The sequence below is a fragment of the Nitrospirota bacterium genome, from assembly GCA_016178585.1.
In the GTDB taxonomy this organism is placed as follows: domain Bacteria; phylum Nitrospirota; class Nitrospiria; order JACQBW01; family JACQBW01; genus JACOTA01.
The window spans coordinates 52,052-67,573 of the sequence record JACOTA010000018.1 but is presented as its reverse complement, the minus strand read 5'-3'; the positions used below and the strand labels follow the sequence as shown (position 1 = coordinate 67,573).

Here is a 15,522-nt window from a genome sequence, read left to right as displayed (position 1 = left end):
AGTCTATCGCTGGTCTTGGGAGATACCTGGCTATTGAAAGGTAAATTTCAGTTTTTTTCTTTTTTATTTGAGGAGAGACTTCTTTAAGGATCGGATAAAGTTTGTCAGTGAGGAGCAGACCGATGGGTGGGTATCCTCTTCAATCCTTTTAACAATCGCCGAGCCGACGATAATTCCATCGGCGTTTCGGGAAATTTCGCGGGCCTCCCTGGGGTTTGAAATGCCAAATCCAACGGCGACAGGAAGGGAGGAATGCTTTCGGATTTTTTTTATCCTTTTTTCGATCTCTTTGCCGATCGTGAGCTTCGCTCCGGTAATTCCTGTCAGGGCGACATAATAAATAAACCCGGAAGAAGCCCCGGCGACTTTTTTAATCCGGCTTTCAGAACTTGTCGGGGCTAAAAGAAAAATAGTTTTGATGTTTTCCTTTTTCGCGAAACTCTCCCATGAATGCGATTCTCCCGCGGGGAGGTCCGGGATAATCACCCCATCAACCCCGCTCTGTCTCGCGTGCGCCAAAAATCTTTCTTCACCGTACCGGAAAATCGGATTATAATAACTCATTAAAATAATTGGAATTTCGGTTTGCTCCCTTAACCGCTTTACCGTTTGAAAGATACCGCTGAGGGTTGTTTTATTTTTTAAACCACGGCCCGCGGCCTTTTGAATGACAGGCCCATCCGCCAGGGGATCGGTAAAAGGAACCCCGATTTCGACCAGGTCGGCCCCCCCCGTTTCAAGCGCCAAAACGAACTTTTCGGTCATTTCCAGCGAAGGATCTCCTGCCATGATATAGGGTATCAACGCTTTTTCTTTCTTATTTCTTAACCGTTGAAAAGTACGATCAATCCGGTTTTCAGTTAAAAGTGTCATAGATCCAGGGAAATTCCTCTCATTTTTGCCACGTGCATGACATCCTTATCCCCCCGCCCTGAAAGGTTGACCATCATCACCTTTTTTCTGGAAAGTTTCGGAGCCAGCCTGACCGCGCAGGCAATGGCGTGGGCGCTCTCGAGCGCCGGGATAATCCCTTCCGTACGGCTTAATAAATCAAATGCCTCAAGGGCTTCATGATCTTTTACATAGGTATATTCGATCCGTTTTAAATCACGGTAAAAACTATGTTCGGGTCCAACCGCCGCGTAATCGAGACCGGCTGAGACCGAATGGGTCAATTGGATCTGCCCGTTTTGATCCTGAAGGAGGTAGGTCTTCGTTCCCTGAAGCACGCCGATTTCCCCTCCAGAAAACCGGGCCGCGTGATGTCCCTCAGAAATCCCTGTTCCGCCGGCTTCAACGCCAACCATCTTAACCGTTTTTTCTTTGATAAAAGGGTAAAAAAGGCCAATGGAATTGCTCCCTCCCCCGACACAGGCGATTAAATAGTCTGGAAACCTCCCTTCCATTTTTAAAATCTGCTTTCTGGCCTCTTTTCCAATGACCGATTGAAAATCTCTGATCATCATGGGATAGGGATGAGCCCCCAACACAGAACCCAGGACATAATGGGTTGTCCGGACATTCGTCGTCCAGTCCCGCATCGCCTCGCTAATGGCGTCTTTTAAAGTTTTACTCCCCATCCGGACCGGCACGACTTTGGCTCCTGTTAAGTTCATCCGGAAGACATTGAGAGACTGCCGTTCCATATCTTCCACACCCATGTAAATTTCGCATTCCAACCCCATCAGGGCTGAAACCGTGGCGGTCGCGACGCCATGCTGGCCGGCGCCCGTTTCGGCTATAATTCTTTTTTTCCCCATTTTTCTGGCCAGGAGAATCTGCCCGATGGTGTTGTTGATCTTGTGCGCTCCGGTATGACAGAGGTCTTCCCGTTTTAAATAGATTTTCGCCCCACCCAGAACCTCGCTCAGCCGTTGTGCATAATAAAGAGGGGTCGGACGCCCCACATAGTGGCGCAGATAATGGTTCACTTCCTTTTGAAAGAGCCGATCTTTTTTGGCAATCCGGTAGGCCTTGTCCAGCTCTTCAAGGGCCGGCATTAACGTTTCAGGCACAAACCTGCCGCCATAATTTCCAAAATAGCCCTTTGAATCCGGGAGCGTCATTCCTTTTCCTTTGCCTTTTTGATAAACAGGCGAATTTTTTCCGGGTCTTTTTTGCCCGGCTTTTCTTCAACTCCGGTGCAGACATCCAGGCCGTAAGGAGAAACGGTCTGAATCGCCTGCCGGACATTTTCAGGGGTCAGTCCGCCGGATAAAATGATCGGTTTTTCTTTCCCGATACCCTGCAAAACTTTCCAATCCATCGTCCTCCCGGTCCCCCCGTAAAAATCGGGATGATAGGCATCCAAAAGGATGCCCTGTACGTCATATTCCTCTATCCGTTTTAAATCTTCAAGCCGGGAAACCCGGATGGCTTTAATGATCCTGAGATCCAGCTTGCCGCAAAACTCAGGTGATTCATCCCCGTGAAGCTGAACCAGGGACAACCCGCATTGCCGCACCGTTTCACGGATCGTCTCTGCGGTTTCATTTACAAAAACCCCAACGGTCAGCACAAAGGGAGGAAGGGCCTGAATGATTTCCTTTACTTTCTGAACCGACACACCCCTCGGGCTCTTTTGATAAAAAATGAAGCCGAGCGCATCGGCTCCATATAAAACCGCCGTTTGGGCGTCCGCCAGGCTGGTCATACCGCATATTTTAACTCTAACCATATTTCGATCCAATCTTGTCATTGCGAGCATAGCGAAGCAATCTCTTCCGTAGATTGCTTCGTCGGAAATGCCTCCTCGCAATGACAACAGAACTTAGGATACGTCTATTTCCCCTCAGTCGTAGAAAGTTTCGAAAAGAGCTTTTGAACAGAAGCCTGAATATCTTTCTCCTTCATAAACGCCTCCCCGATTAAAACCGCGTTTATCCCCTCTTCAATGAGAGGGGATAAATCTTCTTTCCGGCTGAACCCGCTTTCACTCACGATCACTCGATTGGAAGGAATATACCTTCTCAACCGGCGCGTCGTCTTGAGATCGACCTCAAAGGTCCCCAAATCCCGATTATTAATTCCAATGATCGGGGCCCATTCAATCACCTTTTCAAGCTCTTTTTCGGAATGAACTTCCGTCAAAACATCAAGCCCGATCTCCTGAGCCTGATGAAAATATTCAATCATCTGATTGGGATCGAGAATCGCCGCAATAAAAAGAACAGCATCCGCTCCGTAAGCCCTTGATTCCATAAGCTGAATTTCGTCAATGATAAAGTCTTTTCTTAATAAGGGGAGGCTCACTTTTTTCCGAACCTCTTCTAAAATGGAGAGGCTCCCCATGAAAAAACATTCCTCGGTTAAAACAGAAATGGCGGAAGCTCCGGAGGCTTCGTAAATTTGGCCGATTTCCACCGGGTTAAAATCTTCCCGGATAACCCCTTTTGAAGGAGAGGCTTTCTTAATTTCAGCAATTAAATGAAGTCGCGTCTGAGTAGGGAAAAAATCGGTTCGGGATAACGTCTCCTGAAACGAACTAGCCGGCGAGAGTTTTAACGCCCCTGCCGATCTATTTTTCATTTGCGAAGTTTTTGAAATCATCTCGGACAGATACTTTTTGTTTTTTTTAGCTCTGACCTCATCTTTTTTGCGGTCAACAATTTCTTTTAAAAACATCGTTTCCTAATCAATGTAAACAATTGTAGGGGCACGTCCCCGTGCCTGCCCAGAAAATCCTGACAAAACACCAGGTTGAGAACCAAAAAATGTTTTTTAAATCAGGGCAGGCACGGGGGCCTGCCCCTACAAAAAGGGACGGCATATTTGTATTATTGATTTGAACACTCTATTAGCTTTTGTAATTTCTGTAACGCTTTCCCCGAGTCGATCGATTCTGCCGCCACAGAGATCGCCTCTTGAAAGGTCCCGGCTTTTCCGGCGGCCACCAGAGCCGGGGCGGCATTTAACAACACGATATCCCTTTTTGGCCCTTTGACCCCTTTTAAAACCTCCAGCAAAAATTTTGCGTTGAGTTCAGCCGAACCTCCTTCTAAATCTGACAATTTGCACCTTTTAAAACCAAAATCTTCCGGAGCAATCGTGTACGTTTTTACCTTACCCTGATATCCCTCCGCAATTAAAGTTTTATCGGTTAAGGTGATCTCGTCGAGCCCATCCATTCCGTGAACGACAAAACAATGCTCCGTTCCGAGGCTGATTAACACTTTCGCCGCCAGCTCCGTTAACTCCGCCTGATAGACCCCCAGCACCTGAATCGTGGCCGAGGCCGGGTTGGTTAAGGGTCCCAGAATGTTGAAGATCGTTCGGATCCCGACCTCCTGTCTCGGTTTTTTCGCATGCTTCATCGATTCATGATAGAGAGGGGCAAACAGAAAACCGATTCCAATAGTATTGACCAGTGTCTCCACCTTTTCGGGGGACAAATCGATATTAACCCCGAGCGATTTTAAGACATCCGCGCTCCCGCAGGAAGATGACACAGAACGATTCCCATGCTTCGCCACCGTCAGACCGGCTCCGGCAATCACAAAAGCCGACGTGGTTGAAATATTAAAGGTTCCTTTTTGATCTCCGCCGGTACCGCAGGTGTCGACAATCAGCCGGTCTTTTGAGGTAATCCGTATGGCTTTTTCCCGCATCGCCTTTGCCGAACCGACGATTTCAGCAACCGTTTCCCCTTTCATCCGCAGGGCGGTCATATAAGCGGCAATCTGAGATTCGGTTGCCCCCCCTTCCATGATCAGCTTCATAACGGAATAAGCCTCTTCCTCTGAAAGATGGGTTTTCTCGACCAGCTTGGCCAGAGATCGCTTGATCATGTTAAATTCACTTCGTTTTTTCCAGATGGAGATGAATAAAATGATCTAAAATCTTTTTTCCATGAGGGGTTAGAATCGATTCCGGATGAAACTGAACCCCCTCAACCAGGTATTCTTTGTGCCTGACCCCCATAATTTCGTCTTCAGCGGTATAGGCTGATATTTCAAGACAGTCCGGAAGGGTCTCCCGCTTAATAATCAGAGAATGATAGCGGGTCGCTTCGAAAGGGTTCGGAAGTCCTTTAAAAATGGTTTTGTTGTCATGGAGAATTGGCGATGTTTTTCCATGCATCATCCGGCTCGCACGAACAACCTCCCCCCCAAAAGCCTCTCCAATCGCCTGATGTCCCAGGCAAACCCCTAAAATTGGAATTTTTCCCGCAAAACGCCGGATCAGGCCGATCGAGATACCGGCATCTTTGGGCGCGCCCGGTCCCGGAGAGATGACAATCCGCCCAGGGTTCAGCTTTTCAATCCCGGCAAGGGTAATTTCGTCGTTTCGGCGGACTTCCATAACCTGTCCCAGTTCGCCAAGATATTGAACGAGATTATAGGTAAAGGAATCGTAATTATCAATGACTAGAATCATGTTTATAGACCGTGTATTGATCTGTCGGGGGATTGCCCGAACGGAGACTTCGGCGAAGTTTGATACCCTACCACAATGTAAAAATATAGAGATCGAGGGTAAACTTTGTCGGCGTCGAAGAGAGGGTTGTCCCCCGGCAGATCAGTCCGAAACTCTGAACTCATTTTATAATCCTTCTTCAGCCAGCTCTAAGGCTCTCATTAAGGCTTTCATCTTATTGATCGTTTCTTCGTATTCACTTTCAGGCACCGAATCGGCCACAATGCCGGCCGCCGCCTGAAAATAGACTTTATTTTGATGAACCACCATCGTTCGAATGGCAATGGCGGTATCTAAATTCCCGGAGAATGAAAAATATCCGACCGCCCCGCCGTAAATCCCCCGCCGGCTTTTCTCCAACTCCTCAATTATTTCCATGGCCCTGATTTTTGGAGCCCCCGTAAGCGTTCCGGCCGGAAAGCAGGCCTTTAAGACATCAAACGCGTTTTGGTCTTTTTTCAAAGTTCCCATAACGTTGGAGACCAGATGCATCACATGGGAATACCGTTCAATGATCATAAACTCATTGACATGAACCGAGTTAAAATCACAAACCCGGCCCAGGTCGTTTCTCCCCAAATCGACCAGCATGACATGCTCGGCCCTCTCTTTGGGATCTGCCAAAAGCTTCTTTTCCAACTGCTGATCTTCCTCTTCGTTTTTACCCCGTCTATAGGTGCCGGCAATGGGACGAGTCTGGACCTTTCCATCGACAGAGCGAACCAAAAGTTCAGGGGAAGAACCCACAATTTTTAATTCTTTCAATTTCAAATAAAACATATAAGGGGATGGGTTAACCTGCCTTAGCGCGCGATAGAGATCAAAAGGATCAACGGCAAGCGTTTTCGAGAGCCTCTGGCCGATTTGAATTTGAAAAATATCCCCCGCTTTAATATGTTCTTTAGCAGTATGAACCGACTTTAAAAACTCCGCTTTTGAGGTTTCGTAAACCAGCTTCGAAGAGCTTTTCTTCTTAAGCTTTTCTGGCGCCTTCAAAGGGGAGCTGATCATTTTAATAATCTGATCAATCTTTTTTACCGCCGCGTCATAGGCCTTTTTGACGTTGGTTTCAACCCGTGCGTTGGAAATAATTTTGATCCGGTGATTGATATGATCAAAGACCAGAATCGTGTCGGTCATTAAAAAATAAAGATCGGGAAGGTTTAAGGGGTCCGGGAGCCGGTTCGGAATTTTTTCCATGAAACGGACGGCGTCGTAACTGAGATATCCGACGGCTCCGCCATGAAAGGGAGGAACCCCTTCAATCCCAACCGGCTTAAACGCGGACATGACCTCCTGAAGTTTTTTTAAAGGGTCAAGCACATTCTGAAGGACCTCTTTTTTCCCCTCCCGGAGGATCGTCACCGTTTGACCTTTACTCTGAAAAACCAAAAATGGACGGCTCCCCATAAAGGTATACCGGCCGATTTTCTCCCCCTGCTCGACACTTTCCAGCAGAAAAGAATAATCCCCCCGGTCAATTTTCAGGAATGCGGTTACCGGCGTTTCAAAATCGGCCAGAATTTCCTTGTAAACCGGAATTAAATTCCCCTCTTTCGCCTTTTGCTTAAATTCTTTAAAGTTTGGGAAATACCAAGAACAGCGATAGAAAGTTGTCATTGCGAGCGAAGCGAAGCAATCTCGCCATCGTGAACCGAGATCGCCACGCACCCTGCGGGCGCTCGCGATGACAGGCAAAACAAGGAGTTACAAATCCTATCGCTGTTCTTGGGGGTGGGGAAAAATCAACGGGAACTCAGCAGATCGTTTGACCTGGAGGGCATTGCTTCAATTCAAAATAGTTGTGGGTGAGGTTGATATTACCTGCTGTATTGGGAGTCGTATTATTCAAAAGAGTGACGCCGGTTAAGTAATTTGTTCCATTCCGTTGAATGAGTTTTACATTAATTAAACTTCCCAATCTACTTGGGACAGAACCGAGGAAAGAGATAATTCCATCATCAGGGATATCTAAAGACATAGCGTAGAGGATATTATTGATAGTTGCATTTGAGACTGTAGCGTTTGAAAATTGAATGGAAAAGGGAATGCTTCCTGTTCCTGTTTCAGTTAAATCCCGAATAGATCCATACCAGACGACATTGGTGTCTAAGAGTTTTTTTAGATCAGCAGGTTTTACATAATTAGGGAGTTTGGTATTAATTTCATTCAGGACGTCTTGAACGTTTGTTGAGGCGAGATGGGTTCCCCGGTTATCGAAAACAACATCAATCGCTTTAATCACCGCTTGGGCAAAACTCTGAGCCACATCGGTTTTGCCGCAACCGGCTAAAAAAACGATCCCAGAAATAAACCCGCATAAAAATAGCGTTACTTTTCGCATATAGGTTCCTAAAGGTTAAGGGAGACAGTTTGTGAAGTATGTTCCGTTGTTTTGAATTGAAGAAAAATCAGGGTTCCCCGGCCAGTATAGATATTGATTAAATATAAAACTGTAGAGCGTTTTATTGTTACCCATGACATTATTTAAAAGCGCCGGCATGGAAGAGATACTTAAAAAAGCCCCATGTGAGAAATTAAGAGAGGTGTCGGTCCTGTAACAGGTATTGAGCGGCGGATAATTATAAGGTGGAATATCGTTATAAACAGGGGGTCCCGAATAACTCGATTGAACCCAATAATAAACCGTTTCCCCGGGGTTGATCTGGTAAAATCCGTTGGGTTGAAGAGGAAGAGGATTATTCGTCTGGCTGTTGAATAAGAACTGATTATTGACAGTTAAAGCATGAGGATAGACGTAAGATTTGTTAACCGGAATGTTGTAACATCCAAGGTAACAACTAAAAGACCCGGTTCCGATAGCGCTGACCCCAACAGTCAAGGCACTGGTATTTTGTGTAAAAGAGGTGGAGAGATAAAGCTTGACCGGACTGAAGTTAGAAATGTTGATTTTTCCGACATTGACATTCCCCGCGATATAAAGAGAAGATCGAACACCAAAGTGATAAAAATAAAGCGATGTCCTATCCTGCGCAGAGGCGGATGGAAAAGCAGGGTCTTCTGCCAGATAGAGCGGGGGTGGAAAGAGATTAATTGAGAAGATTAAATCCTGATAGGTGACGTTCCCTCCCCCATCAATGGCTTTAATCTGAATCCTGTTTAAGGTCGAAGGGTCTGTCTGAGTCAGGATCGGATCAAGGGTTTCTTCCGCAATCGGGATTAAATAGCCGTTTCCGGCAGTGTTTGAAGAATCAATAACAGCCGGTGAAAAATCTTTAATGACGACATAAGCCGAATCGTTTGTTTTCTTTTGTGAGAAAGAATAAAAGACCTGGAGTTGGCTAAAAGGGGTCGAGGGATATCCGGAATCGTTGACGGAGATACTGTAGTAAGGAAGATTCATACTATTTAAGTTAAGTGTATTTATCCCTCCGGTTCCAATGGAGAGCCGTGCCTGATTTTTGTTGATGACGGCATTCGCGGCGTCAACCGTTGTTCGGATAGCGCCGGCTGTAGAATAATTAATTTGCGGAGGTTGAAAAGAAAAGGTCATCTGAGTTTCATCGAAATATAGAGTTGGATTGACTGATACTGTCGGCGGAGTGTTGTCCAAGATCAGGGTATAACCTTTAATGGTCGTGGTGTTTCCTAACTTATCGGTTGCGACAATATCCACCGGATTATTCCCGGGGATAAGGGGAACAGAAGCGGTAAACGTTGCCGGCGCCGTACCGGAGAGGGTCGAGGTGGTCACTGTCGCGGTAACGGGGCCCACCACGACTGATGCCATTCCCAGATTGGAGTTATCCTTCACGGTTCCGGTGATATTGAACATCGGTTGATTCACCCAGCTCCCTGTCAGGAGGGTCATATTTAAAACTGGAGGAGTGTTAAAAACCCGAAGCGTCATTGAAGCCTGTGCCTGATTCCCTGCCCGGTCTGCCGCTGTGGCGGTGAAAGTGACGTCTCCGTCAGGAATCTTGGTTGAGTCAAAGATATAGACATAGGTTGAAATGTCTCCCTTTTGGCCTTCAGATTGCGGGGTGATCAAAATTCCCGGAGTAAGCGTTAAACTCGCAATTCCTGACAGGTCGGCGGCATGGGCGGTCACTGTAACCGTTTTATTGACCGCTGTGTTGTTCTGCGGGATAAGAGTAATCGTTGGAGGTGTTTCATCGACCGGTTTCGGCAGATCACCCGCCGGGAATATGTTCGTGACCGACGCGGTCGTATTTAACGCGGTAATCACGTCATTCCATCCTAATCCGGAACGGTTATTGGGGTTTGATAAAAAGAGAATAGCGGCCTGTCCCAATTTCGACCGGTAGCTGTAAGAGTCCAACGGATAGCTCCCCAGAAAAATCTGCTGGCCATTTTCTTTTCCATCCAGGATACCGTCCGAAGCGTCAATCGCCATCGCGTCGGCAACTTTAATCGACGGGTAGATATTCCCTGGCTGAACGCCATTGAACTCGGAAATTTGCGCGGCCATTTGAGATAACCCTGCCAGAATTAAGCCATAATGGGCAGAATCAGAAAAAGAGGTGAGCCCTCCGGTTAAATTAAGGGGGTAGGTTGTCAAAATATTGATGCCGAAAAGATGGGTGACATCGTTATTGGCTTCATCGATGGCGGTAAAAATAGATTTCCCTGAATTGATCCTGGCTCCGGCCAGTTTCGCGGCGATTGTGGTGAGCGGGGTAATCATCAAAGATCCGATATCTTTCCCCCCCTCAATATATTTAATGGCCGAAAGAAACTGATCGCGGGTCAAAGAAGTGACCGCTCCGGTCGCTTCATCTACGTAAGTTCCGCCCCGAAGTTCAAGATAAACCGGACCGGAATAACTTTTAATCGTTAAGGAGTATAACCCCTGAGTGTCGGTTTGCGCTGACCCCAGGACCTCTCCTATTTGGCCTGTATTAAAAGAGTAAGCGGTGACATTCCCTCCCTGAACGAGGGAGTCAATCACATTCCCCCGTATTTGAACAGAGAAATCAGGTGCGCTGCTACTGTTGTTTTTAGCGCATCCGGCCAATAATAAAAAAGTCAGAGGTAGAAAAATAAAAAAAGAACGCAACATCATTAAAAATTAAGGTGATGGTTTAAAAATGGATTGAATGAAAAATTTCGATGATCCTAGCGAAGTTATCGAAGGGTGTCAATTGTCAATTTTTGTCACCCCCTTCTTTATATATTTCTCCTTACTTAATCATAAGTTACATGATAACTAAAGAAAGGGTCAGTTCTTGACTTTCCTCTTCTAGTGATATAAAGTCTCTTCATGGCAAGACCATTACGCATAGAATATCCGGGAGCGCTCTATCATCTGACTGCGCGTGGGAACCGTCAGCAGGACATCTATCTTGATGATCAAGATCGGGAGTTTTTTTTAAAATTCCTGGGCCGTGAGATTCAACAACAGGGCTGGAAGTGCTATGCTTATTGCCTCATGACCAATCATTATCACATACTGATTGAAACTCCGGAAGGCAATTTAGTGGATGGAATGCGCAGACTCAATGGGGTCTACACACAAGCGTTTAACCGCCGTCATGGGATGGTTGGGCATGTATTCCAGGGGCGATACAAAAGCATCATTGTTGATCGAGAGAACTATCTTCTTGAGTTATGCCGGTATATTGTGCTCAATCCAATTCGAGCGGGAATCGTTGCGAAAATAGAAGAATGGCCCTGGAGCAGTCTTCTTCCAACAATGGGTTTAGAAAAACCACCGGAATGGTTAGAAACAAAATGGGTATTGAGTCAATTTGGAAGAGGAGAAGGATCAGCCAGAGTGGCTTATCAGAGATTTGTGAAAGAAGGAATAAGGATGAGTTCTCCATGGGAGAATTTACGGGGGCAAATCTGGTTGGGGAAAGAAGAATTTTTAAAGGAAAGCGAAAAACAGATTGAGCATTATTCCTTAAGTGAGGTACCAAAAGAGCAGAGTCAGCCCATGAGGCCCCAAAAAGAAGAAGTTTTAAACAAAATATGTCAGGTATACGGGGTTGGTCAAAAGGATATTTTTAAACGTCACCATCAGGAAGCGTATCATGCTACGGTGTATCTCTTCAGACAGGTGGTTAATTTAAGGTTAAAGGAGGTGGCGAAGATGTTTGGTATTTCTTCCTCACGGGTATCTCACCTTCAACGTCAGGCAGAAAGAAGAAATCCTGATCAGTCTTTACAAAAGTTGATGAGGTTGTATAAAGGTCGAGTAGACCGGTTTCTTCAGGTGTTATAGGTTGAGATTCGTCTTCTCCGTTGCCGCCTGGTTTCCCGGCGGTGCCACAGTATTTCAACCCTACACCCGTTGGCCCCGGCCCCTCACAGAACCGTGCTTGCGCAATTAACGCACACGGCTCCTCAAAATGTCACTTCGCAGGTCAAAATAGCCTAACCTGAATTCTAGGTTGGGGATGAGGATACCGTTTGAGCAAAAGCTGAAACCAGTCCCGCCTGTACCAGTTTATCTTCAAGGCTGGGTATCCCTATTGGCCGTTGTTTATGACTTCCCGGCTTGGGGATATAGACCCTTCTTACCCCTTGCGGTCTGTAAGCCATCCGGTGGAGCCGTTCTACAAGCTCTTCCAGATGTTCCTCCAGTTTATAGCCGTACTGCTCCTTGGTCACCCCGTCAATGCCTGAGGCCGCATCTTTTCGCAACGCCTCAAAACATTCCCGTAATAATTCCCGGTTCATCAGATGATATAAACTGGTGAACCGAAAAGCCGGTTCCCTTCGAGCTTTCTCCGCGATGCGACACAATTTCGTTCCCACCCCTTCCCCGCTTCTGTGAACGGTGAGTGTCTCCTCATGTCGCTGTTCACTTTGTGGCTTCCTTATCCTGATGTCAAACATGCCATGGTCTCCGACCCCGGGGAAGTGGCCTCTTCTTGGCCGTTACGAAGAGAAATCCATTTTGACTTCCGCTTCTTGAACAGCGTCGTCCTTCCCATCGCGTCACTTTCGAGGCTCCGGCCTGTTTGCTTGCTATCCTACGCTTAAAGTCAGAGGTTACCCTCCTCCCTCCAAGGACTTGCTACCCGGTGGCTTGCCTGCCTTCCGGGACGGGATTCTCACCCGCTGGATGATGCGACCTTGCCCGGCCGCACTCAAGAACTGATATAAATTTGCTATAAATTTGTTAGAGCGGAATGCAAGAGAAAAAACCGTCTTGTTGAATTGGATTTTTAAAAAACGAAAAACACTACAGGCTGGCCCAATGAGCCGCGGGGGCTGACAGGAATTCTTCAAGAGGTATCCCCTGTTCGCCAACTAAAAGCGCTTTTGCCGGTTTGAAAAGGTGTAAAAAAGATTCCATTCCGGGATGGCTCTCTTTTTTCAGGCCACTTTTGACTTCAATCGCCACCACGGTCTTGCCTAAACGGAGGATGAAATCCACTTCCTTTCCCCGCTCTCGCCAATAGAATACCTCGACTTTTGTTCCCATTGCACTATTCACCAGATGTGCCCCCACCGCAGATTCCACCACTCTTCCCCAGAAGGCACTCTCCTTCCTGGCCTGAACAAGCGTATAGGAAGAAGAGGCTGTCAGGAGAGCGGTATCAAGGACCAGAAGCTTTGGGCTAGAACCTCGTTGGCGAACTCGCTGGCCTGCAAACTTGGAGAGGCCGGTTAACATTCCGGCCCCTGAAAGGAGTTCCAGGTAATGGGCCAACGTGGTCGTGTTTCCCGCATCCTGCATTTGCCCGATCATTTTTTGATAGGAGAGAACTTGACCGGAATAGTCGCACCCCAGTTGAAAGAGACGGCGAAAAAGAGCCGGTTTGTCAACCCGTGTCAGGAGGAGAATATCCCGGGAAATGGTCGTTTCTACGAGCGAATCCACGATATAGCGCGACCAGCGTTCGGGGTCCTTTATCAAATCCACTCCTCCGGGGTAACCCCCATAGAATAGAAATTGATCAATGTTCCACCCGAAGGCTTTTTGCATCTCCGAAAAAGACCAGTGGGTCACATGAATCAACTCAAAACGTCCTGCCAGACTCTCTGTTAAACCTCTTTGGATCAGCCATGGCGCGGAGCCGAGGAGAACCACCTTAAGAGAAACCTTGTTGGCTGTATCCTGATCCCACAAATGCTTGATCAACCCGGACCAGCCGGGGATCTTCTGAATCTCATCTAATACGATCAATGCGCCCTTGCGCTTTCGGTCTTCTCTTGCCTGTAATCTTCCGATATTCCATTGCTGTTCGATCCAGGCCCGGTCGCGCAGGGTCGGCTCGTCTGCCGATGCATAATGTGTGGAAATCGCCAGATCTTCCATCGCCTGACGGGATAGTATGGTTTTCCCTGTCTGCCGGGGGCCGGACAGGATTTGAATGAAGCGGCGCGGCTCCTGAAGACGGGAAAGAAGGGTTTGGTAAACCCGGCGTTTAAAAACTTTCATAACATTTTACTCAATAAATTAAGTAATTTTACTCAATATACTAAGTCATTGTCAAGCCCAAGATCAGCGATAGACTTCGCACCCACTTATTAATCATGTCATTGCGAGCACCGAAGGGTGCGTGGCAATCTTATCGTAAAGTCTTGAGATTGCTTCACTTTGTTCGCAATGACAGCTTTCTAACTCTGTTCTTGGGTCAAGAATGAAAAGTAAAGACCTGGCCGTTTTGGCACAACACTGCGAGAAGAATAAAAAGAAAAGGGGTCTGCGTTTGCATTGATGATCAGAATTTTTTGCAATCAATTGAGTTGCCAGGTCCCATTCTGGAATACAAGGATTTCCTCGTTTTCAATGGCCGCGGATTTAACCGGAAATTCCCCGCTCACCTTGTTTAAAAGAAGATGATAATGAACGGTAATCGTCGGCCCTTCGCGTTGGATTTGCAGGAACGCCACCTCGAGTTTTGGATTGGTCTCAAAAATCTTTTGGAAATGGGAAAGTTTGTCCGGCGAAAACTGAATGGTTTCCTCAAGGGTTTTGAGGTTCTTGATTTCAGCGTTTGACTTAAAATGATTTAAAAAACTCTCAAGTTCATCATCATCAGGCACCCGTAACGAGGCGTTATTGCTCAGCGGCTCCACCCTTTTTTTCTCTTTTTTCAGATGAGGTATTTCAATGACGGGATCGAGGTTATGGCTTACAGATTCGTTTAATGTCCGAGGCTCCGGCTTGTCCACGCGAGTTTCATTGTTGCTTGAATTTCCTGCGGGCGGAAGGAAGGCGGAGGGAGAAGAAACTAATTCCGGCCCGAAACCGGCGCTCAAGTAAAGAATCAACACCAGGACCGCACCCGCTGCCAGAATCACCCATTTTTCTGAAATTTTCCGGTTGGGGAGATCTGCTTTTAAATCGGAAAGGCGAGGGGGAGCTTTAGCTTCGGGGGCCGAAAAGCGCCGGTGAAATTCAAGCAGGAGGGTTTTCACATCCGGATAACGGTCGCCGGCGGCTTTATTGACTAATTTTCGAATGATGTTTTGAAAAAAACCAGGCGTCTCTTCAGGAAAGGTTAAGTTAAAAGGAGCGGCCTCATAAACCAGCTTTCCCCAGATGACCTGTTTTTCAGCCCCTTCAAAAAAACCCTTACCGTTTAAAAGCGCGTAGAGAACCATTCCCAGAGAATAAAGATCGCTCCTCCCGCCTGGCTTTTCTCCCTTCAACTGTTCCGGAGCGCTATATTCAAGGCTTCCGATCGGGTCACCCAGGGGCGCGGTGTTCCCGTTTGCGCTCTCAATTGCCGAAATCCCGAAATCGGTCAAAAAAAGCTTTTCCCCTTTCGTCATGAGGATATTTTCAGGCTTTAAATCAAAATGGAAAATCCGGTTCTGGTGAAGGTAGGCCAGGGCCCCGCACAAATCTAAAAACATCGGAACAAGTTTTTCAAAAGGAAGCGAACCCCTGAGTTTTAACCACTCTTTTAAATTTACCCCCTCGATATACTCCATGATTAAGCAGAATTCTTTTTGATGATTGGATTCGATTAAATCGCAGCCGATATACGAAACAATATTGGGATGTTTCAACCGGGAGAGGAGTTGAGCCTCTTTTTTGATCTGGCTTTGATAGGCCGGATCGACGGCCAAGGCAGGGTGGACTTTCTTTAAAACGACGCACCGTTTCAGATCGGGGCAATAGGCTTTATAGACAATGCCCATACCCCCTCTTCCGATTTC

General features: G+C 46.9%; 13 protein-coding genes. 1 reads left to right on the top strand and 12 read right to left on the bottom strand.

Annotation, left to right across the window (positions count from 1 at the left end; genetic code table 11):
- Nucleotides 1–63 precede the first annotated feature (63 nt).
- The 9 genes from HYR79_03395 to HYR79_03355 form a co-directional block, all read right to left on the bottom strand.
- Nucleotides 64–873 carry a tryptophan synthase subunit alpha gene (locus tag HYR79_03395; protein ID MBI1820734.1) on the bottom strand — a complete coding sequence of 270 codons (810 nt, stop codon included), beginning with the start codon at nucleotides 871–873 and terminating at the stop codon, nucleotides 64–66.
- Nucleotides 870–2,066 (bottom strand): tryptophan synthase subunit beta, encoded by a 1,197-nt coding sequence (gene trpB, locus HYR79_03390; protein MBI1820733.1) that lies wholly within the window; start codon nucleotides 2,064–2,066, stop codon nucleotides 870–872. The genes HYR79_03395 and trpB overlap by 4 nt, the downstream gene beginning before the upstream one ends.
- Nucleotides 2,063–2,677, bottom strand: a complete 615-nt coding sequence (locus HYR79_03385) for a phosphoribosylanthranilate isomerase (GenBank protein ID MBI1820732.1) — start codon at nucleotides 2,675–2,677, stop codon at nucleotides 2,063–2,065. Before HYR79_03385 ends, trpB begins: the two co-directional genes overlap by 4 nt.
- Nucleotides 2,678–2,781: 104 nt before the next feature.
- Entirely contained in the window at nucleotides 2,782–3,624 is an 843-nt protein-coding gene (gene trpC / locus HYR79_03380; protein ID MBI1820731.1) for an indole-3-glycerol phosphate synthase TrpC, read from the bottom strand.
- A gap of 152 nt (nucleotides 3,625–3,776) precedes the next feature.
- Complete coding sequence (trpD, locus tag HYR79_03375; protein ID MBI1820730.1) at nucleotides 3,777–4,787, bottom strand: anthranilate phosphoribosyltransferase; 1,011 nt, start codon at nucleotides 4,785–4,787, stop codon at nucleotides 3,777–3,779.
- A gap of 7 nt (nucleotides 4,788–4,794) precedes the next feature.
- On the bottom strand, nucleotides 4,795–5,376 hold the full coding sequence (locus HYR79_03370; protein MBI1820729.1) for an aminodeoxychorismate/anthranilate synthase component II: 582 nt from the start codon (nucleotides 5,374–5,376) through the stop codon (nucleotides 4,795–4,797).
- Between the two features lie 165 nt (nucleotides 5,377–5,541).
- Nucleotides 5,542–7,035: an anthranilate synthase component I gene (gene trpE, locus HYR79_03365; protein ID MBI1820728.1), complete on the bottom strand. Its 1,494-nt coding sequence runs from the start codon at nucleotides 7,033–7,035 to the stop codon at nucleotides 5,542–5,544.
- A gap of 136 nt (nucleotides 7,036–7,171) precedes the next feature.
- On the bottom strand, nucleotides 7,172–7,759 hold the full coding sequence (locus HYR79_03360) for a hypothetical protein (GenBank protein MBI1820727.1): 588 nt from the start codon (nucleotides 7,757–7,759) through the stop codon (nucleotides 7,172–7,174).
- 15 nt (nucleotides 7,760–7,774) lie between these two features.
- Complete coding sequence (locus tag HYR79_03355) at nucleotides 7,775–10,348, bottom strand: hypothetical protein (protein ID MBI1820726.1); 2,574 nt, start codon at nucleotides 10,346–10,348, stop codon at nucleotides 7,775–7,777.
- A 312-nt stretch (nucleotides 10,349–10,660) separates the two neighbouring features.
- Between HYR79_03355 and HYR79_03350 the strand changes: the two genes are divergently transcribed.
- A complete protein-coding gene (locus tag HYR79_03350) occupies nucleotides 10,661–11,623 on the top strand; it encodes a transposase (protein MBI1820725.1) in 963 nt (320 codons plus the stop codon).
- A gap of 164 nt (nucleotides 11,624–11,787) precedes the next feature.
- Here the strand turns inward: HYR79_03350 and HYR79_03345 are convergent, their stop codons facing one another.
- From HYR79_03345 to HYR79_03335, 3 genes are all read right to left on the bottom strand, one after another.
- A complete protein-coding gene (locus HYR79_03345; GenBank protein ID MBI1820724.1) occupies nucleotides 11,788–12,240 on the bottom strand; it encodes an RNA-directed DNA polymerase in 453 nt (150 codons plus the stop codon).
- 349 nt (nucleotides 12,241–12,589) lie between these two features.
- Nucleotides 12,590–13,792, bottom strand: coding sequence for an ATP-binding protein (locus HYR79_03340; GenBank protein MBI1820723.1), 1,203 nt, complete (start codon nucleotides 13,790–13,792; stop codon nucleotides 12,590–12,592).
- A 299-nt stretch (nucleotides 13,793–14,091) separates the two neighbouring features.
- Nucleotides 14,092–15,504 (bottom strand): serine/threonine protein kinase, encoded by a 1,413-nt coding sequence (locus HYR79_03335; protein MBI1820722.1) that lies wholly within the window; start codon nucleotides 15,502–15,504, stop codon nucleotides 14,092–14,094.
- Between the last annotated feature and the right edge of the window lie 18 nt (nucleotides 15,505–15,522).

Coding starts and splice junctions, on each gene's coding strand:
- HYR79_03385 (MBI1820732.1), bottom strand. CDS start 2,677: ATGGTTAGAGTTAAAATATGCGGTATGACCAGCCTGGCGGACGCCCAA.
- trpE (MBI1820728.1), bottom strand. CDS start 7,035: ATGACAACTTTCTATCGCTGTTCTTGGTATTTCCCAAACTTTAAAGAA.
- trpD (MBI1820730.1), bottom strand. CDS start 4,787: ATGATCAAGCGATCTCTGGCCAAGCTGGTCGAGAAAACCCATCTTTCA.
- trpC (MBI1820731.1), bottom strand. CDS start 3,624: ATGTTTTTAAAAGAAATTGTTGACCGCAAAAAAGATGAGGTCAGAGCT.
- trpB (MBI1820733.1), bottom strand. CDS start 2,066: ATGACGCTCCCGGATTCAAAGGGCTATTTTGGAAATTATGGCGGCAGG.
- HYR79_03395 (MBI1820734.1), bottom strand. CDS start 873: ATGACACTTTTAACTGAAAACCGGATTGATCGTACTTTTCAACGGTTA.
- HYR79_03340 (MBI1820723.1), bottom strand. CDS start 13,792: ATGAAAGTTTTTAAACGCCGGGTTTACCAAACCCTTCTTTCCCGTCTT.
- HYR79_03360 (MBI1820727.1), bottom strand. CDS start 7,759: ATGCGAAAAGTAACGCTATTTTTATGCGGGTTTATTTCTGGGATCGTT.
- HYR79_03370 (MBI1820729.1), bottom strand. CDS start 5,376: ATGATTCTAGTCATTGATAATTACGATTCCTTTACCTATAATCTCGTT.
- HYR79_03335 (MBI1820722.1), bottom strand. CDS start 15,504: ATGGGCATTGTCTATAAAGCCTATTGCCCCGATCTGAAACGGTGCGTC.
- HYR79_03345 (MBI1820724.1), bottom strand. CDS start 12,240: ATGTTTGACATCAGGATAAGGAAGCCACAAAGTGAACAGCGACATGAG.
- HYR79_03350 (MBI1820725.1), top strand. CDS start 10,661: ATGGCAAGACCATTACGCATAGAATATCCGGGAGCGCTCTATCATCTG.